The 21,103-nt window shown below is 41.5% G+C and carries 18 protein-coding genes; 7 read left to right on the top strand and 11 right to left on the bottom strand.

Features of this window, described 5'->3' with window-relative positions; genetic code table 11:
• Positions 1-46: 46 nt before the first annotated feature.
• Complete coding sequence (locus tag ADS77_RS11370) at positions 47-1,420, bottom strand: Gfo/Idh/MocA family protein (protein ID WP_054205313.1); 1,374 nt, start codon at positions 1,418-1,420, stop codon at positions 47-49.
• 264 nt (positions 1,421-1,684) lie between these two features.
• Here ADS77_RS11370 and agaR point away from each other — a divergent pair, with 264 nt between their 5' ends.
• From agaR to ADS77_RS11335, 7 genes are all read left to right on the top strand, one after another.
• Positions 1,685-2,455 (top strand): transcriptional repressor AgaR, encoded by a 771-nt coding sequence (agaR, locus tag ADS77_RS11365; RefSeq protein WP_054205312.1) that lies wholly within the window; start codon positions 1,685-1,687, stop codon positions 2,453-2,455.
• Positions 2,456-2,499: 44 nt separating this feature from the next.
• Positions 2,500-3,780 (top strand): D-tagatose-bisphosphate aldolase, class II, non-catalytic subunit, encoded by a 1,281-nt coding sequence (locus tag ADS77_RS11360; RefSeq protein ID WP_054454492.1) that lies wholly within the window; start codon positions 2,500-2,502, stop codon positions 3,778-3,780.
• Positions 3,781-3,800: 20 nt separating this feature from the next.
• Positions 3,801-4,937: an SIS domain-containing protein gene (locus tag ADS77_RS11355; protein ID WP_054454490.1), complete on the top strand. Its 1,137-nt coding sequence runs from the start codon at positions 3,801-3,803 to the stop codon at positions 4,935-4,937.
• Entirely contained in the window at positions 4,930-5,859 is a 930-nt protein-coding gene (locus ADS77_RS11350; protein ID WP_054454488.1) for an ROK family protein, read from the top strand. The genes ADS77_RS11355 and ADS77_RS11350 overlap by 8 nt, the downstream gene beginning before the upstream one ends.
• Entirely contained in the window at positions 5,856-7,028 is a 1,173-nt protein-coding gene (gene nagA / locus ADS77_RS11345; protein WP_054205308.1) for an N-acetylglucosamine-6-phosphate deacetylase, read from the top strand. Before ADS77_RS11350 ends, nagA begins: the two co-directional genes overlap by 4 nt.
• Positions 7,029-7,184: 156 nt before the next feature.
• Positions 7,185-9,269: an elongation factor G gene (gene fusA, locus ADS77_RS11340; protein WP_054205307.1), complete on the top strand. Its 2,085-nt coding sequence runs from the start codon at positions 7,185-7,187 to the stop codon at positions 9,267-9,269.
• Between the two features lie 583 nt (positions 9,270-9,852).
• Positions 9,853-10,278 carry a hypothetical protein gene (locus tag ADS77_RS11335; RefSeq protein WP_054205306.1) on the top strand — a complete coding sequence of 142 codons (426 nt, stop codon included), beginning with the start codon at positions 9,853-9,855 and terminating at the stop codon, positions 10,276-10,278.
• A 72-nt stretch (positions 10,279-10,350) separates the two neighbouring features.
• On the opposite strand, the gene ADS77_RS11330 is transcribed toward ADS77_RS11335, so the two are convergent.
• The 10 genes from ADS77_RS11330 to ADS77_RS11285 form a co-directional block, all read right to left on the bottom strand.
• A complete protein-coding gene (locus ADS77_RS11330) occupies positions 10,351-13,089 on the bottom strand; it encodes an ExeM/NucH family extracellular endonuclease (protein WP_054454486.1) in 2,739 nt (912 codons plus the stop codon).
• A gap of 128 nt (positions 13,090-13,217) precedes the next feature.
• Positions 13,218-14,225, bottom strand: a complete 1,008-nt coding sequence (gene hemB, locus ADS77_RS11325; RefSeq protein WP_054205304.1) for a porphobilinogen synthase — start codon at positions 14,223-14,225, stop codon at positions 13,218-13,220.
• Between the two features lie 9 nt (positions 14,226-14,234).
• The gene (locus ADS77_RS11320) at positions 14,235-16,091 is read right to left on the bottom strand and encodes a diguanylate cyclase (RefSeq protein WP_054454484.1); all 1,857 of its coding nucleotides are present in this window, start codon (positions 16,089-16,091) and stop codon (positions 14,235-14,237) included.
• 2 nt (positions 16,092-16,093) lie between these two features.
• Positions 16,094-16,876 (bottom strand): TatD family hydrolase, encoded by a 783-nt coding sequence (locus ADS77_RS11315; RefSeq protein ID WP_054454482.1) that lies wholly within the window; start codon positions 16,874-16,876, stop codon positions 16,094-16,096.
• A complete protein-coding gene (locus ADS77_RS11310) occupies positions 16,876-17,391 on the bottom strand; it encodes a hypothetical protein (RefSeq protein ID WP_054454480.1) in 516 nt (171 codons plus the stop codon). Before ADS77_RS11310 ends, ADS77_RS11315 begins: the two co-directional genes overlap by 1 nt.
• A 1-nt stretch (position 17,392) precedes the next feature.
• Entirely contained in the window at positions 17,393-18,136 is a 744-nt protein-coding gene (gene tatC / locus ADS77_RS11305; RefSeq protein ID WP_054205300.1) for a twin-arginine translocase subunit TatC, read from the bottom strand.
• A 46-nt stretch (positions 18,137-18,182) separates the two neighbouring features.
• Positions 18,183-18,515, bottom strand: coding sequence for a Sec-independent protein translocase protein TatB (gene tatB / locus ADS77_RS11300; protein ID WP_054205299.1), 333 nt, complete (start codon positions 18,513-18,515; stop codon positions 18,183-18,185).
• 5 nt (positions 18,516-18,520) lie between these two features.
• Positions 18,521-18,760, bottom strand: coding sequence for a Sec-independent protein translocase subunit TatA (tatA, locus tag ADS77_RS11295; RefSeq protein ID WP_054205298.1), 240 nt, complete (start codon positions 18,758-18,760; stop codon positions 18,521-18,523).
• Positions 18,761-18,840: 80 nt separating this feature from the next.
• Positions 18,841-20,451, bottom strand: a complete 1,611-nt coding sequence (gene ubiB, locus ADS77_RS11290; protein ID WP_054205297.1) for a ubiquinone biosynthesis regulatory protein kinase UbiB — start codon at positions 20,449-20,451, stop codon at positions 18,841-18,843.
• A gap of 17 nt (positions 20,452-20,468) precedes the next feature.
• On the bottom strand, positions 20,469-21,074 hold the full coding sequence (locus ADS77_RS11285; protein WP_054205321.1) for an SCP2 domain-containing protein: 606 nt from the start codon (positions 21,072-21,074) through the stop codon (positions 20,469-20,471).
• Positions 21,075-21,103: the final 29 nt, after the last annotated feature.

The raw sequence follows: 21,103 nt of genomic DNA, 5'->3' as shown, positions 1-21,103 counted from the left end.
ATTACCAAGCGTGTTGGGTGTCTTTTTCCAGTACGCTTGGGGGAAATCACGAAATAATGCCAAGTGGCTTTGCTTGCTGCCAAAGGCCGCGAGTGAAATCAGGGAAGTCCTTGCTGTTACTACGATCAGCGACAGACTCTACTGATAATGGGAAAACAGCAGACCATGCGGCTGCGTCATACACATCTTGATCAAGTGGTTCGCCGTTGCGCAGGCAAAACACAATGCGCCAAAACATTAAAAAGTCCATGCCGCCATGGCCGCCGTTACGTTCAGCCTCAGCGCCCATTTTTTGCCAGAGCGGGTGATCGTATTTGTTATACCAATCAGCCATGTCGTAATCCCACTCGTGGTAGCTTTTACTGCCACCTTGCTCAAGTGCGATCCGATTTGGAAAGCCTGCAAATGCGCCGTTAGTGCCTTGAATTAGGTTGTGACGAGAGTAAGGGCGTGGCGTGGTGGTGTCGTGTTGCACCATAATGCTACGACCTTTTACTGTTTTGATAATGCTGGTGTTCATATCACCCGCAATGTAGTTAAGCTTATTGCGGCTATGATCTGCGGGAAATTCTTTTTTAGCGTAGGCGGCGCGCCCTAATGATGGCGAGCTCATTGAGCTTATATAGTCAAAACGGTCGCCACGGTTAATATTCATATACTGGGACACTGGGCCTAAACCATGAGTTGGGTATAAATTACCATCAACAGCTGCGTGCCAAGGGGTGCGCCAAGAACCTGTTTTATGATCAATTTCTTTCATCTGCCAGCGAAGTTCATGAATGTACGCCGCTTCACCGTGCAATAACTCTCCAAAAACCCCTTGGCGAACCATATTAAGCACCATGAGCTCGTCACGGCCGTAGCAAACATTTTCTAACATCATGCAATTTTTTTGTGTGCGCTCAGAGGTATTAACAAGTTGCCATGCTTCTTCTACTGTCACGGCTGCGGGCACTTCAACAAAAGCGTGTTTACCGCTTTCCATGGTATCGACAGCCATGGGGGTGTGCCATTGCCACGGTGTTGAAATAATGACAATATCAATGTCTTGGCGTTCTAACATACGCCTATAATCGAGGTCACTTTTACCGTAGGTATCTGGTTTTTTAAAGCCTTTATCAACAACAACTTTCACAGCTCTGTCTACTACGGCTTGATGGGTGTCACAAATAGCTTTTATCTCAACGCCATCAAGATGACAAAAATGTTTTACAGCGCCAACTCCGCGTTCACCAACCCCAATAAAGCCCACTCTTACTACATCCATTTTTGGCACTGTTAAGCCAAGGGTTGAACGTCCTTGTTGCGGCGTTCTGAGTATTGATTTGGGATTTACTGTCGAAGCACAGCCTAAAGCTGCGCTTGTTGCTGCAATTGCGGCCATTGATTGTAAAAACCGTCTACGGTTGAGATCGCCCATGACATTGCCCTTATATATTTATTATTTGTGAATTCGCTTTCGTAGGCTTTTATTTGTACACCCAAGAAAACATCAAAGCAAGATAAAAATCTTTCATTTACTTTCATTTGTGGCGGTGTGTAATTTTAATTTTCATTTAAGTTGTTTTAATTCAGTTGTTTGGTGTTATTTGTTGTTAATAAATAAAAAATGTAAATAAATTAAATTGAAAGTAAGTGAAAGCTGAGTACAATGAATGAAAGTAAATAATGAAAGAGAGCGGGCATGCTTAACACTATCGAAAGACGTCATGAAATTGTGCAATTAGTTTGCAAGCAAGAACGCGTACAGGTTCCTGAGCTTGCTCAGCTGTTTGGCGTATCGACGGTTACTATTCGAAATGATTTAAATGAATTGGATGAAAAAGGTTTGTTGGTGCGCTCTCGCGGTGGTGCTGTGATGAGTAATCGCCTTACGCAAGAGTTGTCATTAAAAGAGAAGCATGACGCAAATCGCGGAATTAAAGAGCGGCTAGGCAAATTTGCTGCAAGCTTAATTAAAGATGGTGAATCGATCATTTTAGATTCAGGGACCACAACGGAAGAGGTCGCTAAAAATTTAACCAATCACCATGGTGTCGTGGTGATGACTAACGGGTTGAATGTCGCACATTCGCTGTTGAATGCACCATCCGTTGAAGTATTAATGACTGGTGGCACGCTACGTAAAAAATCATTGTCATTTTATGGCCGCCAAGCTGAGCAGCATTTGCAGCAGTACCACTTTGATAAGTTGATTTTAGGTGTTGATGGTTTTGAAAAAGATGTGGGGATCACGACGCATTTTGAATTGGAAGCCTTATTAAACAGAGTGATGTGCGAAGTATCGCGAGAGATCATTGTTGTTACCGATTCCAGTAAATTTAACCGTAAAGGCGTGCATAAAATTATAGCCGCCAGTGAAGTAAATGTATTGATAACAGACAGTGGCATTCCAGCTGAGATTAAAACGGCCATCGAGAATGCGGGTGTACAGCTACACATAATTGACCTTTGACTTTAGTCATAACTACAAAAGATTAACCAACATAGAGGCTTGCAATGACGATATTACAGCAATTAATCGCAGCGAATAAACGCGGTGAAAAACAAGGTATTTATGCCGTGTGTTCGGCGCATCCATTGGTGCTTGAAGCCGCCATATTGCAAGCCAAGCAAGACAGCAGTTACCTACTAATAGAAGCGACTGCTAATCAGGTTAATCAATTTGGCGGTTATACCGGCATGTTGCCTACTGATTTTATAGCATTTGTTGAGCAGCTAGCGACTGAGCAGGGGTTTGCGGTCGATAAACTGATCCTAGGTGGAGATCATTTAGGCCCAGTGTGTTGGTGTGACGAGGATGCTGGATCAGCGATGCAAAAGGCTGATCAGTTAATTGCTGGTTATGTGGCGGCAGGGTTCAAAAAAATCCACCTAGATACCAGTATGCGCTGCGCTGATGACGACGCAATTTTAGCAGATGAAATGGTGGCAATACGTGCGGCGCAGTTGTGTGCTGTGGCTGAAAAAACAGCCGTTGATACATTTGGTCACAGTGATTTGGTGTACGTGATAGGCACTGAAGTCCCCCCACCAGGTGGAGCAGATGAGCATATTGACACGCTCGCTGTTACGCAAACTGCCCATGTTGCAAGTACCTTAGCGCTGCATCACGATGCATTTTTACAGCTCGGTTTATCATCTGCATGGCAGCGTGTAGTGGGATTAGTTGTGCAGCCGGGGGTTGAATTTGATAATACCCAAGTATTTGATTACGACAGCAGTAAAGCACAGCAACTAAAGCAGTACATAACAACCGTTGAAGGTATTGCCTTTGAGGCGCATTCAACGGATTACCAAACGCCGGTGGCATATCAGCAGCTAGTGAATGACCATTTCGCGATTTTAAAAGTAGGCCCTGAGCTTACATTTGCGCTACGTGAAGCTTTATTTGCATTAAGCCATATTGAAGATGCGCTCATGGGTACTGAACAGTGCTCGCATTTACGCACTGTAGTTGATGCCGATATGCAGCAGTTTCCAAAAAACTGGCAGCGTTTTTATCAAGTCGAACAATCACTGCAGCAGCTATATCGCCGCTTTAGCTTTAGTGATCGTATTCGTTATTATTGGGGCCAGCAAGGCAATAAAAATGCGGTTGAAACGCTATTTAGTAACTTACAAAAACAGCCGATCCCCTTGCCTCTACTAAGCCAGTATATGCCGTTACAGTATCTAGCTGTACGTAATAAAACACTTCAGAACAACCCTAAATCTTTGGTACTTCATCACATAATGCAAGTAACCAGTCGCTACGCAGATGCGTGCTTTAAACAATAATAGACGTAAGTGAGGTAGCAATGTCGAGTTATTTAGCAATTGATGAAACGCTTTTAGAAGCTAGAAATAGTGCATGGACAGCAAAAGAAATCATGCAGCAAAGTGGCTGCTGGCGAGAAACACTCAGCTTGGTAAGTGCTGTACGCAAGCAATTAGATGCTTGGCTTGCAAATGTGTTGGATAAGCCTAATGCGCAAATAGTTTTTACTGGGGCCGGTACCTCTGCGTATGTTGGCGAGGCGGTTGTTGGTTACTTAAACCAACAGTTAGATATTCCATGTCTCAGTATTAGTAGCACCGAGCTAGTGGCTTGCCCGCAGCAGTATTTACAAAAAAATAGGCCAACGTTATTGGTCTCTTTTGCGCGCTCAGGTAATAGCCCTGAAAGTGTTGCTGCTGTTGGTGTAGTGAATAACTATGTAAAACACTGTGCTCATTTATTTATTACCTGTAACCCTGATGGCGCACTGAATAAGCAAGCGGCGCAGGATGAGCACTATTTCTCGTTATTGATGCCAACACAAACACTTGACCAAAGCTTTGCAATGACCAGTAGTTTTACGTCGATGCTGGTGGCAAGCTTAGCGGTATTTAGCGATGTGGATAATGCCGTTTTAACGATGGCTGACAGTATTGATAAAAATATTCCGAGCAAGTTAACTCAATTAAAAGAGTTGGCTGAGTTGCCAATGCATCGGCTGGTGTATTTAGGGGCTGGGTCATTAAAAGGGTATGCGCAAGAGTCGGCGTTAAAGCTATTAGAGTTAAGTGCAGGCCAAGTAATGGGGTATTTTGAATCCCCGCTTGGTTTTCGCCATGGGCCAAAATCATTAGTTGATGATAAAACGTTAATCGTCTTATTTGGTTCAAATAATAACTATACAAAACAATATGATATTGACCTACTTAATGAGCTGCAAAGCGATAATAAAGCGATTGCAGTGCATATATTAGCCTTGCCAAGTGAGGCCTCTGCTGAGCAGTTAGATGATGTCTTTAATGGCCTGTATTATATGGTGTGCGCACAAATAATATCCTTCTATAAAGCGTGGCAACTAGGTATTACGGTAGATAACCCATGTCCAACCGGTGAGGTAAACCGAGTGGTGCAAGGGGTGACTATTTATCCATTCTCACAAGGTGATATTAATGACTAAGCAGTATATTTATGGCATTGATATTGGCGGCAGTAAAATTGAACTTGCGGTATTTGACGCTTCATTAAAACAACTAGGGTCACGGCGTATTGCAACACCGCAAACGAGTTACCAAGATTTTTTAACTGCGTTAGTGGAAATGATTTCAAGTGCAGATCATAAATATCAGTGCTGTGGTGCAGTAGGTATTGGCATGCCAGGTATTATTAATGCGAACCAAGAGGTTTTATCCGCGAATGTTCCTCATGCAACAGGTCAAAATGCAGCGCAAGATTTAGCAAAATTAATAAACCGGCCTGTCGCCATTGAAAATGATTGCCGCTGTTTTGCACTTTCTGAAGCAAAAAGCACGATTGGTTTACAACATACTCGTGTGTTTGGTGCAATTATTGGTACAGGGGCCGGTGGCGGATTATGCATTGATGGTGAGCTGTACAAAAGTGCGCAAGGTATTGCTGGCGAATATGGGCATTATTCACTTTCAGCAGTGCTACAACAAAAATACCAGTTGCCTATTTTAAAATGTGGCTGTGGTTTAACAGGATGTGTTGAAAGTTATATCGCTGGCCCCGGGTTAGCGCGAATCCATCGGCACTTTTCAGGAAAAGAACTCACCACCTTTGAAATTGTGGAAGGCTTACGAAAAGGCGATGTATTTTGTCAGCAGAGCTTTGCATGTTACTTGGATTTAATGGGGAGTACCTTTGCGGCAATCATTATGGCGTATGACCCTGAGGTAATTGTGATCGGTGGTGGTATGTCATTAGTTAACGAGCTAGTAAGTAACTTAGAAGAGGCAATAGTACCGTATGTTTTTGCTGATATTCGCGTGCCAAAAATTGTGTTAGCTGAGTTTGGTGATGCTAGCGGTGCCCGTGGCGCTGCAATTTTAGCTAAAGCGCAAGTTGGAGTATTATCATGACTGAGCCAGTCTTTTACGTTAAGGCAGAGACTATATATTGCCAAGAGACCGTACTGAAAGACCACCTAATGTTAATTGATAATGGTCGTATTAGTGACTTTACAGAAAGCCCCAAAGCGGATGTGCCAATTCATGATTACGGTGATGCTGCGATTATTCCCGGTTTAATTGATTTACACATTCATGGTCGCGAGGGCTGCGATGTCATTGATTGTAAAATGAGTAGCATTGAAACAATTTCATGCTCACTTGCAGAGCATGGAGTGACGGGTTTTTTAGCGACAACGGTAACGACTGACTGGCAACAAACCCTTAATGCGATGGCTATAATTGGCCAAGCATATACGCAGCAACCTAGTGGTGCACAGGTTTTGGGGGGGTATAGCGAAGGCTTGTTTTTTAGTGAAATACATAAAGGTGCGCATAACCAAGATTATTTTTTAGAATTATCGCAGCCGCATTTAGAAGCGATGATTAAGGCGGCCAACGGTAGCTTAAAGGTGGTGGCATTAGCACCTGAAAAACCCGGTGCCAATACGCTGATCCAATACCTTACAGCACAAGGTGTTAGAGTGATGTTAGGTCATTGTGATGCCACTTATGAACAAACGCAGCAGGCGCTTGGGCATGGTGCATGTGGTGGTGTGCATGTATTTAACGGCATGCGCGGCATTCACCATCGCGATCCAGGTTGCGCGGGGGCGGTATTAATGGATGACAATGCGCTGGTGGAGGTTATTGCTGATGGTGTGCATCTTCATCCTACTATTTTAAAGTTAATTTATAGACTCAAAGGCCCGCAAAAAATCGCGTTGATCAGTGATTGTATTAATGCAGGTGGGTTAATTGATGGACAATATAAATTAGGTAAAATGGATGTTTTTGTTCACGATGGCGTGGCGAGAACGGCATCGGGCTCTTTGGCTGGTAGTACGCTAACGCTGGAACGCGCTGTTAAAAATATGCACCTATTAGGCAGCGTTGAACTACGTGAAGCGATAAATATGGCCAGTATTGTCCCTGCACAATTTCTTAATATTGAAAGCCAAGTTGGTTCTTTAGCGAGTGGTAAACAGGCTGACTTTGCTGTTTTAAAAAATGATTTCAGTATTCAAGCTACCTATGTGAAGGGTCGCCAATGCTTTTTTAGGGATGCTCAAAACGGCTAAAAAGCACGGCTTTAGTGTAGCTATTGGCTTCAAAACCCATAGAAAGTGAAATATTATAAAATTGATTGCATTTTAAGCGACATGTATGGTGATGTTCGCTATAAGTAATGCTATACTCCCGCCGAATAATTTTTCGACTTTATTAAGAGTAAAATAATGGCAGATTTATCGAAGTACAGAAACATTGGTATTTTCGCGCACGTTGATGCGGGTAAGACCACGACTACTGAGCGTATCCTAAAGCTTACTGGTCAAATCCATAAAACTGGTGAGGTTCATGATGGTGAATCAACAACTGACTTCATGGAACAAGAAGCTGAGCGCGGTATTACTATCCAGTCTGCGGCTGTAAGCTGTTTCTGGAAAGATCACCGTTTTAACGTTATCGATACTCCTGGACACGTTGACTTCACAGTTGAAGTATACCGTTCACTAAAAGTACTTGATGGCGGCATCGGTGTATTCTGTGGTTCTGGTGGTGTTGAGCCACAATCAGAAACTAACTGGCGTTATGCTAACGAATCAGAAGTTGCACGTGTTATTTTCGTAAATAAATTAGACCGTATGGGTGCTGATTTTTACCGTGTAACTGAGCAAGTACGTAAAGTACTTGGTGCAAACCCACTAATCATGACGTTACCAATCGGTATCGAAGATGAGTTTGTTGGTGTTGTAGATGTTCTAACTAAAAAAGCATACGTTTGGGATGACACTGGTCTTCCAGAGAACTACGAGATCACAGACGTTCCAGCAGACATGGTAGAGAAAACTGACGAATACTATGAAATGCTTGTTGAAACTGCTTTAGAGCAAGACGACGAACTTCTTGAAGCATACATGGAAGGTGAAGCGCCTTCTCTTGAAGATATCAAGCGTTGTATCCGTAAAGGTACTCGTGACCTTGCTTTCTTCCCTACATACTGTGGTTCTGCTTTCAAGAACAAAGGTATGCAACTAATTCTTGACGCTGTTGTTGATTACTTACCGTGTCCTACAGAAGTTGATCCTCAACCTCTTATGGATGAAGAAGGTAATGAAAATGGCGAGTTCGCAGTAGTATCTACTGATGAACCATTCAAAGCGTTAGCATTCAAAATCATGGATGACCGTTTTGGTGCATTAACATTCGTACGTATCTACTCTGGTAAACTAAATAAGGGTGACACTATCCTTAACGCGTTTACTGGTAAAACTGAGCGTGTTGGCCGTATGGTTGAGATGCAAGCAGATGACCGTAACGAATTAACTAGCGCACAAGCTGGTGACATCATTGCTATCGTAGGCATGAAAAACGTGCAAACTGGTCACACTTTATGTGATCCTAAGCACCCAGTAACACTTGAGCCAATGGTATTCCCAACTCCAGTAATCTCGATTGCTGTACAGCCTAAAGATAAAGGCGGTAATGAGAAAATGGGTGTTGCTATCGGTAAAATGGTTGCAGAAGATCCATCTTTCCAAGTTGAGACTGATGAAGATTCAGGCGAAACTATCCTTAAAGGTATGGGTGAGCTTCACTTAGATATCAAAGTTGATATCCTTAAGCGTACTTACGGCGTAGACCTTATCGTTGGTCAACCACAGGTTGCTTACCGTGAAACTATCACTCGTGAAATCGAAGATAGCTACACGCATAAGAAACAATCTGGTGGTTCTGGTCAGTTCGGTAAAATCGACTACCGCATCAAGCCAGGTGAAATTGCTTCAGGCTTCACGTTTAAATCATCAGTTGTTGGTGGTAACGTACCTAAAGAATTCTGGCCTGCAGTTGAGAAAGGCTTTAAGTCAATGATGAACGAAGGTGTTCTAGCTGGCTTCCCAGTACTTGACGTTGAAGTTGAACTTTTCGACGGTGGTTTCCATGCCGTGGATTCATCTGCAATCGCGTTCGAAATCGCTGCTAAAGGCGCTTTCCGTCAATCGATCCCTAAAGCGGGCGCACAACTTCTTGAGCCAATCATGAAAGTTGACGTGTTCACACCAGAAGATCACGTTGGTGACGTAATCGGTGACCTTAACCGTCGTCGTGGTATGATGAAAGACCAAGAAGCTGGTTTAACTGGTATCCGTATTAAAGCTGATGTTCCGTTATCAGAAATGTTCGGTTACATCGGTACACTACGTACAATGACATCAGGTCGTGGTCAGTTCTCTATGGAGTTCTCACACTATGCACCGTGTCCACAAAGCGTAGCTGATACAGTAATCGCTGCAGAAAAAGAGAAAAAAGCTGCTAAGTAATTAGCCTTTTAAATCTTTGAAAAAACCCGCACTTGTTGCGGGTTTTTTATTGCCTAACACTAAAAATATTTAACCATTCTAGCGGGCTAAATAAAGCGCTAACAGCGTTATAAGTTTTTCATGTACGACTGCATGGATGCAGGAGGTACAGCAATGCAGGAGCAATGGCCGAGAACAACACCATGTCAAAATTTCTGCCTTGTTATCACTGTATTTATCTTTCGCTATAAATGGTCATTAACTTAACACGATTGGTACAACTTTTTTTTGAGAAACTCTTTTTCTTGATTTTTTTTCTTCACTTGTTGATTATTGGAACTTTAGTTTAATAGTTTTTAATATGTTCAACTAAAAGGATTGAGCTAGTTCATTTTTAGAGATTCGCTTTTAAAAAAGATAATTAATTAACTTGTGGCTTATTAACGGCTTAGAATAAATACTTTAGGTCTAGGTAAAAGGTAGTGTAAATGCTCTTGTGTACCTGTTTCTATAAGGGTAAAATTCTCTTCTGATTTATAGTTTTTAACTATTAATAAAAAAGGAAACCTTCCTCAGAAGAGGGTGCAAACAAAAGAGCCTTAATATGAATATAGTAAAATTAAGTCCGAACTGGATGTTGCAAGCAATTAAAATTATTTTTGCCCTCGTTACAACATACAGTGTTGTAGCTGTAATGGATTTGAAAATAGTTACTATGGTAATTATTCCCACTTTTCTTGTGCTTACTTTGTTTAATGTAATGAAATTACGATTTTTGCATTGCTACAAAGCGGGTATTTATTATTCTGGTATTTTAGGTCGGCAATATATTAATGCGGATGAAATAACAGCCATTACTTTTAAGCGACATAGCATTATTACTGAGTTTAAAGTTCAGTTGGCATCTGGAAAGGTTGAGTCTTTCTACAATTGGCAATTTAATGAAGAGCAAATGAAGGGCATTCTGGATTTGTATGCGCGTAGTTTGGCTTGCAGTAAAAAAGAAAGCAATCAACGCTGTAATGCTTAAGTAAAGATGATGATTCTTGAGATTAAATAGACCGCTTTTTAGCGGTCTATTTCGTTATGTAGATTTAGTAAGTTACTTTTTAATACGCCTTCTTGCTAATAATGGTAAAGCGAGCAAACTTAACCAACCTAATGAGCCAGAGTTACTCTTCTTTTCATCCACTTTATCTATATTAATAAATACCAACTGTGCTGCTGATAAATTCCCGGCACTATCTTGAGCTTGTACCATTAAGGTAATTTTACGTTCAAGGTCGTAATCCAGTTCTGTAGCGAGAATAAGCTGACCTTGTGCATCAATTGTAACGGCATCATTACCTGATACAACAAAGCTAACTACAGGTGTGTATGCTTCATCTGCATCACTAAAATTAAGCGTGCCTATTACGGCACCTACCGCACTATTCTCTGCAATGCTAAAGGTTTGTTCAGGCGCTAAAGCAGGCGCTTGTGGTTCTGGGATTGGCTCAACTGGTGGCTCAGATTTTATATCGATAATGACAGGATCATGATCTGATGCACGGTATGCGTTGTCTGCGTATAAGCTTGCTTGCTGTGTGTCTGATTTTGATTCGAGGTTGTAATCTAAGCTAATAGGCTCATCAGCATTGATATGCCAATCTGTCGCAGCGACTACTTTTGCAAGCAGGGTTGGGCTTGCTACAGCGTGATCTAAGCTACCTAATCGTCCTGAGAAGCTATAAGAGTAACTAAAAGTGTTGCCATTAAGTTCGGCGACAACATTCTTATACCCTTTATCAGCAAATGCGCGAATTGGATCTTCCATTGCATATGCGTTCATATCACCGACAAGGATAATATCTTCATCATCGATACCGGTAGGTTTACTGTTTAACCAGTCAGCATAAGCATTTGCACCCGCAACGCGAATTTCATTCCAGCAAGCTTGACCATCACCTAAATCAGCGTTGTTACCTTCTGCGCTACGACAGCCGCCTTTTGATTTTAAATGGGCGACAGCAACTGTAAATACTTCTTCGGTACTAAGTGATTTAAAGCTTTGCGCAATAGGCGCACGGTTACTGTAATCAAATGGTGTTTGCGTTGTTATGGCCGCAGTGCCTACTTCTTCTACTTTATTAGCGCGGTAAATTAATGCGGTAGTGATTTGATCTGTACCAATTTGATTTACAGCAAAATCAACAAAAGCGTATTGGTTTTCAGCATCTTCATCATTGAGTGCTTTAACTAGGCTGGCAATGGCGCTAAATTCACCAAAACCATCGTTTTCAATTTCCATTAAACCAATAACATCGGCTTTAAGCGCTGTAATTGCACTGACTAATTTTGCTTGTTGGCGAACAAATTCTGCTTCGTTATCTGCACCGCGACTTGTTGGAAAACCACCGCCTTGACCATCACCATTAAAGTAATTAAGTACGTTGAAGCTGGCAATACGTAAGTCGGCTTGCTCGTTTAATGCAGGTGCATCTGGGCGAGGGTTGGTAGCAATAAATGTTGGTGCAATCGTTGGGTGAAGACGGTAGCGATTAAAGCTGTAGCCCAATACTCCGGTAATCGTATTAACAGAATCACCTAAACGTAACGTATTATAAGCATCAAGCCCAGCACCCGGGTAAGCGATTGGATCGCGGTTTTGCTTCGTTGAACCGTCATCGACTAAAATTTGTTTTTTAAGATTCTCAGCTTCGTGGGCATTGGCTGCATCACCAGGTAAGGCAACTTGCGTACCCTGATATAGACGTTCCGTGGCGAGTTCAACTTCACCGAAACGACCTAGCGCATAGTTATTGGTGACCACTAAAGGTTGCTCTAATGTGACCAACATACCTTCAAAGGCTTCAAAATCATTCGTATCAGCAACAGGTAAAGATATTTTTGTTGCTGTAGATGTTAAGTCTGCTGCACAGACTTTAATTTGGCTAACGTCGCCAATTTGTGTTGCGTTGAAGTATTCAGCGACACTGCCCTTAACACGAACGTGATCACCCACATTAACGTCAGTAGTATTAGCGTAAATAAATACACCTTCAGAGGTCAGTGGGTTGTTGTCAATATCAGCATCAAGCGAGGTGATAAAAAAGCCATTGAGTTGATCGTCGGCCTGTAGATCCGCCGTTACAATACCTTCAAGCTCAACGATGGTATTGATCAATGGGCTTTCATCACTGGCACCTTGAATGGCGTTAATCGTAGTTTTAGCAGCGCCGCACTCTAATGGAGTAACCGGTTCTGGATCAGGGTCTGGTGTTGGTTCTGTGCTTTCGCCATGAAAACCAATGCCTGAAAAGTCATCTTTATCAAACTGCACCCATTGTGCACTTGGATCAAATTCTGCCGTGGCATCTGTACGGCCTATTGTAATACTGAGATTGCGACGCAGTGATTTATCTTTAGTGGCAACACCGCCGGCAGACCACTCTTGGCCAGGATCAACGCCTAGTTGACCAAAACTATCAACGATAGTGCCATCTTTAGTAAGTATTAAAGCATCATCACCATTAAAATAGGTAACAGTTGCTTCAATATCAGCTTTCGCTTTAAGTTCGTCTACAGAGCCTGCGTTAACAATTACATAGGTGCTATTTGCAGCTAAACTACCAGATAGGTCAAGTGTATTATTTGGACTGGTTAGATCGCCGTTCCCATTTGAATAAAGAGAGATGTTATAGCCGTTAAGAGATAATTCAGCGCCTGAGTTGTTATAAAGCTCAATAGCTTTATTGTTAGAGCCACCTTCAACATATTCTGAAATGATTAGATTAGCGGATGCTGGTGCACTGAGACTTGCAATAACAAGTGCCAGAGGTGTTATTTTTGTATTTATCATTTTATTCCCGTGTGTGTGGATCCCAATTGGGGGAACTAGTTTAGGGATTTTTTATGACAAATAAAATACAAAATGTTAATAAAATGAAAGTGAAAAGAGCGAGGGCTCACTCTTTTCAAAGGGAAAGCTTATTTTTTAAGCCACTGGGCTGCTTGTTTTGCGAAGTAGGTCAAAATACCATCAGCACCAGCACGTTTAAATGCCAGTAATGATTCCATTATGGTTGCCTCTTCAGCGAGCCAGCCGTTATCAATCGCTGCTTTGTGCATCGCGTACTCACCACTTACTTGATAAGCAAAAGTTGGCACACCAAACTCATCTTTTACGCGGCGCACAATGTCTAAATACGGCATACCAGGTTTTACCATGACCATATCAGCGCCTTCTTGCAGATCAAGGGCAACTTCACGGATAGCTTCATCTGAATTTGCAGGGTCCATTTGATAGGTTTTTTTATCTGCTCCTTTTAAATTCCCTGCTGAGCCAACTGCATCACGAAATGGGCCGTAGTAGCTAGACGCATATTTTGCAGAGTAAGCCATAATACGGGTATGAATAAAGCCATCCGCTTCGAGTGCTTCACGAATAGCGGCAATACGGCCATCCATCATGTCTGAAGGTGCAACTACATCGGCGCCAGCTTCTGCATGTGAAAGTGCTTGCTTAACAAGTATTTCAGTTGTGACATCGTTAATGACATAGCCTTCATCATCAATGATGCCGTCTTGGCCATGCACAGTGAATGGGTCAAGCGCTACATCGGTGATCACACCAAGCTCAGGGAACGCAGCTTTAAGTGCGCGTACAGTGCGTTGTGCAAGGCCATCATCGCTGTAGGCTTCTTCTGCGAGCAATGATTTTTTGTCTACAGGTGTAACGGGAAAAATGGCGACAGCAGGAATGCCTAATTCAACCAACTCTTTTGCTTCGTCTAGAAGTAAATCGATAGATAGGCGTTCAATGCCTGGCATTGACTCAATTGCTTCGCGGCGGTTCTCACCCTCAAGCACAAAGACAGGGTAAATTAAATCATTGACGCTGAGTTGATTTTCAGCCATAAGACGACGAGAAAAATCACTACGGCGCATTCTACGCATGCGTGTATAAGGGAAAAGGTCGAGACCTGATTGGGCCATTGTTTGCTCCTAGTCTAAAATTGGAAAGCTAACCACGCGATTTCTGCCACTTTGTTTTGCGTGATAAAGCGCTTTATCTGCACAATCAGTGAATAATCCCGGGTTATTTATATCTTCAGCGACGGCACAGTATACCCCCGCACTAATGGTAAATTTTATCTCTGTGCTTGCCACTTTTATCGCAGCATCCATGATTGCTTGGCGTACATTCTGCGCTATCTCAAGGGCACCATCGAGAGGTGTGTTTGGCAGTAATACAACAAATTCTTCACCACCATAGCGGGCGACTTCATCAAGCGGACGCTTTAGATGGCTTTTGATTATTTGTGCAACGGCTTGTATGGCCTGATCGCCGGTTAAATGTCCGTATGTGTCATTGATTTTTTTAAAGTGATCTATATCGAACATTATCACGCTCAGTGGGGTTTGTTCTCTGCGTGAGCGGCGTAAATCCATGACCAGTTTTTTATCGAAGTAGCGGCGGTTTTTTACTTGCGTGAGTGCATCTTCCATATTCATCTGTTCTAATGCGCGGTTTTTTTCTTCTAGCTCTCGCAAGGTAACTTGTAATTCAAAAGTACGTTCTTCTATGTTTGCTTCAAGATCTAAATGAGCCTGTTCTTGCAGCTCAATACGCTCTTGTAATAAGGCATCTTGCGCCTCGCTTTGGGCAATACGTGCTTGCTGAGAAGCAATTTGTGCATCACGTTCAATTAAAAAGTATTTAATGGTCGCAAAGCTTAAACTCAAAGCGCACACTAAAAAGCTGATAAACATGAAGGGCAGGCCGCGGGTATTAAAATCAAACAAACCAAAAACCACAATATTGAGATAAACCAGTGCGGCAAAAAATGAGATGGCACCACATAATAGGGCACTAGTTGGATGGCTGCGGCTTTGCTTTACGTCATATACGATTGCGGTGCAATGGATTAACATGATTAAAGAGCTAGCTATTAGGGTGTAACTTACTAATAAACTTGTTGGTAGTAGCCAGATAACCAGTAGGCTGCTTAATAATAAGTGATTGCTCCATCGTTGCAGAGACTGTATAGGAGACTTGTTAGATTGGCGCATGCGATTAAATAAAGGTTGGAACAAACCTGTTGTAATTATGAGCATGCAAGGAATAGCAAGTTGTTGTAAGCTCGGTATTGATGGGTGAAAATAGCGATAACCAAAGCCATACAAGTAAACGAGTTGCAACCATAAAGTAATTAATATACAGCCACTCAAGGCAAAATAGCTTTTTCGAGAAAAACCAAATAATACAAAACATGTAATAGCCAGAGATAGAACAAAACCAATTAACAACCCATACAACAGGTTAAATTTACTTTTATATTTTAGATATTCATCGTGCTGCCATACGCTAATTGGAACGCGAACACCGCCTTTAGTTTCAACCCGAAGAAATACTTCACTGCTGCTTAATGGTGGCAAGCTTAATTTAACCAGTAAAGATTCGTTCTTAATTTGGCGATTATCCAGCGGCAGTGCATCACCAATTTCTTTAAATAATAGAGTGCTACCTTTGTGATAATGAAACACAGTTACTTTATCAAGTAATGGGTTATCAATAGAGAGCAAAGCTGGTAATTCATAACTCTCAGCGTTAGTCATTATAAACTTAATCCAAACAGCGTGATTAGCAATGCCAAGGTTTAGGCTCTGTTGATTAAGTTGTTGCCATGATTTTGCGGGTAATAGTTTAGCTTGCTCAGGCGTGAGAGGCTGCTGTGTGTAAGCAAAAGAAATGTCTTGAAGGTGTTTAAAGTGTTTATCTAAAGTGATGCCTTTAGCGTGAGAAGCAACTGATATTAACAGCAGCGTAAAACCACCAAAAAACAACCAAGCACACTTCATTGCTAGCCCTTGCGGTTGAACAATTGTTGAAAATTAAGTGTAGTTTGCTCTGCAACGGCTGTAAATTCAATGTTTTTCAGTGACGCAATAGTTTGGCAAATATAAGGTAAAAAACAGGGCTCATTACGTCGAGATTTGGGCTTAGGTGTTATAGTGCGCGGTATAAGAAAAGGTGCATCTGTTTCAATTAATAATTTATCAAGTGGTATCAATGGCACTAGCTGCTGTAACTCTTTGCCTCTTCTTTCATCACATACCCAACCAGTGATCCCTATGTGTAAGCCTAGTGCTAAGTATTGCTCTAATGCCTGCTGATCACCGGTAAAGCAATGGAGTACACCACGAACAGAATACATTTTTAAAATAGCGAGCATATCCTCGCTAGCATCACGTTCATGTAGGTAAACAGGTAAATCAAGTTGTTCTGCTAGCGTTAATTGACGATGTAAAACTGAACGCTGAACATCCCGAGGTGAAAAATCACGATTATAATCTAAACCACACTCGCCAATAGCAACGACTTTCGAGTTTGCTGCTAAATGACGAAGTTGAGTCTCTAGCTGCTCATCGACAGATTTAGCATCATGCGGATGAACGCCCGCGGTAGCAAGCAGCTCATAATCTTGAGCTAACGTAAGTGCTTGTTGGCTGGTGCTAACATCGCATCCAATTAACAGCATTTGGCCAACATCATGCGCTTTCGCGCGTGTGATGATAGCTTCATGCTGAGCATCAAATTGGTGATTTGTGAGGTTTACACCCGCATCAATAAGCATTGTTGACATTAATTTGTTCGTTTAACGCGAATTGAACGATTATAACCTGCTTTTTTCAATAGGAATGAATTGAACATACCGCGTGTGATTTCGACTGTATCGTTAGCCCTCAGGCGTATGCTATCAGAGCCCACTTGACGCCATTGCTGGCCATTTTCCAAGTTAATGATTAATTCACCATACGGCGCTTCTTCTATGCTGCTAATCACTGCGGTAATTTCATCATCATTGTCTTTAGCCGCTTCTTTGTGCTCTAAGCCAAAATCTTCATTTTTTGCTTTTGCCGTATTTTTAGACTCAGCTATTGAGGCGGGTGCTGCGTCTTTTAACGATTGTGACGTTGTTACTGGTTTACTCAATGGTTTACCAGCCATGATATTGTCGTAGCAAAGTAAACGATTAAAGTCATTTTCAACAAAAGTACACGCTTGCAATGCTTGTAGATTAACTTCATTAGCATTAGCATTAGCATTAGCGATAGGGACACTTAACAGAGCTAATAATGGTAGTAGTTGTTTTTTCATTTTATTCCTTAGACTCATGTTGTTCAGGTTTAGCGGTGTAAAAAGTCGCTAAAATTAAACCAATTTCAAATAATACTAGCATCGGAAGCGCTAATAATGATTGCGAGAGTACGTCAGGTGGCGTTAAAAACATAGCAACGACAAATACACCAACGACAATATACGGTCGTTTTTCTTTTAAACTTTGCGTGGTTGTCGCACCACTCCAGCATAGCAGCATAATAGCGACTGGGATTTCAAAGGCGACGCCAAAAGCAAAGAATAACTTTAATGCAAAGCTCAAGTAACTGCTGATATCGGGTGCAAGTGTCATCATTTCGGGACCGGCACTGGTAAAAAAACCAAGAATAATCGGCAATACGATAAAATAACAAAATGCGATACCACCATAAAAAAGTATAATGCTTGATGCTAAAATAGGCATCAGCATACGTTTTTCATGTTGATACAAACCTGGTGCAATGAACCCCCAGATTTGATGTAATATCAGTGGTATAGAAGCAAATAAAGCAACAAATAAAGTTAATTTAAATGGTGCAAAAAATGGTGCCGTTACATCTGTTGCGATCATTGTTGCTGTACTTGGTAAGTGAGCAACTAATGGTGCAGCAACAAAGCTATAAATATCATTGGCAAAGTAAACGAGAGCAATAAAAAATAATAAAATAGTTAATAAAGCTTTCATTAGACGATTTCGTAACTCAATTAAATGACTCACGAAGCCAGATTGTGTTTGTTCAGCCATAACTTAACTCGCTACCAATGAGTAGACCAAAGACAACAAAAATAATTCACTTTTGTTCATCGTTACTCACTTTATTGTTTTGATCTGAAGATTCTTTTTTATAACTATGAGTGACAGAATCGGCCGCTTTTTGCAGTTCATCAACAGAACTTTTGAGCGCAGGACTTAAATCTTGCATACTTTGTTGCTCTGCTTTTTTTAAATTTTGATGCAGTTCGTGTACGCGAAGCTCTTCGTTAACTTCAGCTTTGACTGAGTTAGCTAATGATTTTATAGTTTTTATCCAGCGACTTACTGTGCGAATAGCAACGGGCAAGCGTTCAGGCCCCAGTACAACGAGCCCAACGATTAAAACAACAACAAGTTCCCACATGCCCATTTTAATTAAGCCTTATGGTCTTCTTTGCTTTTATCAATAGACTCTTTATTTTGAATGGGACTATTACTTTGTTCTATGTTATCAGTAGGTTTAGGTTGTTCTTCTTCAGATACTGCTTTTTTAAACCCTTTTACAGCATTCCCTAAATCACCACCAATTCCGCGTAATTTTTTTGTACCAAAAAGTAACACAATGATTGCCAAAACAATCAGTAATTGCCAAATACTAATACCGCCAAAACCCATGATGTTCTCCACTTAATTAAATACTGTGAATTAAAGTTATTGTATTGATTATACTCACCGAGCACTAAATAGCACTTAGTTTATGACGCATTGCGCCAAGCGAGGATAAAGCCACTTAGCGAGCAAACTGCTGCAATACTTGCTGCTATCATATCGTGCTGTAAATAGCATAGTCCCGACACTATCATTGCAGCTCCCGCAAATACACCAAGTAATAATGGCTTGTGCGACGGCTGAGTGATTGGAGTCTGTACTTGATACTGCTGTTGCTGCTTTAAATTATGGTAAATTAAATCAGGCAATTCGGGCATTTTTTCTGCCCAAAAAGGTAAATTTGCATATACCTGCTTAAGTACCGACCAAGGGCCGACTTGTTGCTTTACCCAGTCTTCTAAGAAGGGCTTTGCTGTTTTCCATAAATCTAATTGTGGATATAACTGACGCCCTAATCCTTCAACATACAGTAAGGTTTTTTGCAGTAGAACTAATTGGGGTTGAACTTGCATATTAAAGCGACGAGCTGTATTAAACAAGTTGACTAAAACGTGACCAAATGAGATTTCAGCTAATGGCTTATTAAAAATCGGCTCGCACACTGTACGAATCGCAAACTCAAACTCTTCAACGCTGGTATCCTTTGGAACCCACCCTGAGTCAACATGCAGCTGGGCGACTTGACGGTAGTCACGATTAAAAAAGGCAATAAAGTTCTCTGCAAGGTAACGTTTATCTTCTTTGTTTAAGGTGCCAACAATCCCGCAGTCGATCCCAATAAATTTGGGGTTTTCAGGCGTGTCGTATGATACAAACACGTTCCCTGGATGCATGTCAGCATGAAAAAAGCTATCACGGAATACTTGGGTGAAAAACACTTCCACGCCTCGTTCAGCTAGCAATTTCATATTGGTGTTTTGCGCAACTAATGCGTCAGTATCCGAAACTGGAATACCGTAAATACGCTCCATTACGAGTACATTAACACGACTGTAGTCACTGTAAACATAAGGGATATAAAGCGAATCTGAACCTTCAAAGTTACGCTTTAATTGAATAGCATTAGCGCCTTCACGCATTAAATCTAGTTCATCGAGTAAGGTTTTTTTATACTCTTTAACCACTTCTACAGGGCGTAATCTTTTTGCTTCATTTACTAATTTAGCCACGACTTTAGCAAATTGCTCCATCAAGGCTAGGTCGGCATCAATTTGGCCTTTTATATCTGGGCGAATTACTTTTATCACCACATCTTGCGGTTGTTGATGTTCATCGATTAAGGTCGCTGTGTGAACTTGTGCAATAGATGCAGAGGCTAAAGGAGTTTGTTCAAAGTCACTAAAGCATTCACTAATGTCATTGATCTCTAATGCTTCTTCAATGAGCTTTTGTGCTAATGCACTTTCAAAAGGGAGTACTTGATCTTGTAGGTGCGCAAGCTCTATTGCTATATCGAGCGGTAATAAATCGCGACGCGTAGAGAGCATTTGGCCAAACTTAATCCATACAGGGCCTAACTGTTGCAGCGCCAAGCGCAGTCGTAATCCAGCTGGTTTATCTGTGTGTTTGTTTTTAAGCCAGAACAAGCATGAGCGGCCAGCTTTAGCATACCAAGGTATTTTATTGGCAGGGATCAGTTCATCTAAACCATAGTTGAGTAGGGTTTGGGTGATGTAATATAACCGAGCAGCTGACACAAATAATCCTTACAGATTTAGTTAGATTGAAGTAATTGGTTTATACGCATTTCAAGCTGAGCAACTTGGCCTTTTAATTGGCGGGTGTGTTGTTTAAATTGTTCAAGCTCTATCGGGTGAATGGTGACCGCTAACTCATCTTGGCATAAATGAGTAATCGTATTGTTAAGCTTAAGCTGTGTTTTATCGCCTTGGCTTTTCAATTGCGTAATAAGCTGCCAAACTTGTTGTGCAGGGACATCACCAATATAACGAGAAAGGTGTTCAGGCCAGTCAATATCCATTGCAGCAAAAGCATTACTGTAGCCTTGAGCAATATTTAAATCACCTTGGAGATCGAGTTTGTCCTGGCGGATCAGCTGCGTCAACATCGCTGGATTTTGTAATGCCATTAAGGTATCGATATTAGCGCTGATCATGCAGTCATACAGTGTTTCTTTGGTATTGTATAAATGTAAATTTTGGCCGGTGAACACCACTACAAATTGTTGTTGCCAGTCACGTATATCAATTAATAAACGCTGTTGAGTGACAGGTTTTAGCTTGGCTATTAAAGTACTATCAAGCACTAGCGCTGTATTTAAAATACGCTCAACTACAGCGACTAGAAAATTCGTTAACATAACAGCACCTTTACCTTTTTCAGTGTCCA

It is taken from the genome of Pseudoalteromonas porphyrae (genome assembly GCF_001298125.1).
Taxonomy (GTDB): Bacteria; Pseudomonadota; Gammaproteobacteria; order Enterobacterales; family Alteromonadaceae; genus Pseudoalteromonas; species Pseudoalteromonas neustonica.
The sequence above is the reverse complement of the archived record's forward strand: the minus strand, read 5'-3'. Positions and strand labels throughout refer to the sequence as shown.

Coding starts and splice junctions, on each gene's coding strand:
- ADS77_RS11370 (WP_054205313.1), bottom strand. CDS start 1,420: ATGGGCGATCTCAACCGTAGACGGTTTTTACAATCAATGGCCGCAATT.
- agaR (WP_054205312.1), top strand. CDS start 1,685: ATGCTTAACACTATCGAAAGACGTCATGAAATTGTGCAATTAGTTTGC.
- ADS77_RS11360 (WP_054454492.1), top strand. CDS start 2,500: ATGACGATATTACAGCAATTAATCGCAGCGAATAAACGCGGTGAAAAA.
- ADS77_RS11355 (WP_054454490.1), top strand. CDS start 3,801: ATGTCGAGTTATTTAGCAATTGATGAAACGCTTTTAGAAGCTAGAAAT.
- ADS77_RS11350 (WP_054454488.1), top strand. CDS start 4,930: ATGACTAAGCAGTATATTTATGGCATTGATATTGGCGGCAGTAAAATT.
- nagA (WP_054205308.1), top strand. CDS start 5,856: ATGACTGAGCCAGTCTTTTACGTTAAGGCAGAGACTATATATTGCCAA.
- fusA (WP_054205307.1), top strand. CDS start 7,185: ATGGCAGATTTATCGAAGTACAGAAACATTGGTATTTTCGCGCACGTT.
- ADS77_RS11335 (WP_054205306.1), top strand. CDS start 9,853: ATGAATATAGTAAAATTAAGTCCGAACTGGATGTTGCAAGCAATTAAA.
- ADS77_RS11330 (WP_054454486.1), bottom strand. CDS start 13,089: ATGATAAATACAAAAATAACACCTCTGGCACTTGTTATTGCAAGTCTC.
- hemB (WP_054205304.1), bottom strand. CDS start 14,225: ATGGCCCAATCAGGTCTCGACCTTTTCCCTTATACACGCATGCGTAGA.
- ADS77_RS11320 (WP_054454484.1), bottom strand. CDS start 16,091: ATGAAGTGTGCTTGGTTGTTTTTTGGTGGTTTTACGCTGCTGTTAATA.
- ADS77_RS11315 (WP_054454482.1), bottom strand. CDS start 16,876: ATGTCAACAATGCTTATTGATGCGGGTGTAAACCTCACAAATCACCAA.
- ADS77_RS11310 (WP_054454480.1), bottom strand. CDS start 17,391: ATGAAAAAACAACTACTACCATTATTAGCTCTGTTAAGTGTCCCTATC.
- tatC (WP_054205300.1), bottom strand. CDS start 18,136: ATGGCTGAACAAACACAATCTGGCTTCGTGAGTCATTTAATTGAGTTA.
- tatB (WP_054205299.1), bottom strand. CDS start 18,515: ATGGGCATGTGGGAACTTGTTGTTGTTTTAATCGTTGGGCTCGTTGTA.
- tatA (WP_054205298.1), bottom strand. CDS start 18,760: ATGGGTTTTGGCGGTATTAGTATTTGGCAATTACTGATTGTTTTGGCA.
- ADS77_RS11285 (WP_054205321.1), bottom strand. CDS start 21,074: ATGTTAACGAATTTTCTAGTCGCTGTAGTTGAGCGTATTTTAAATACA.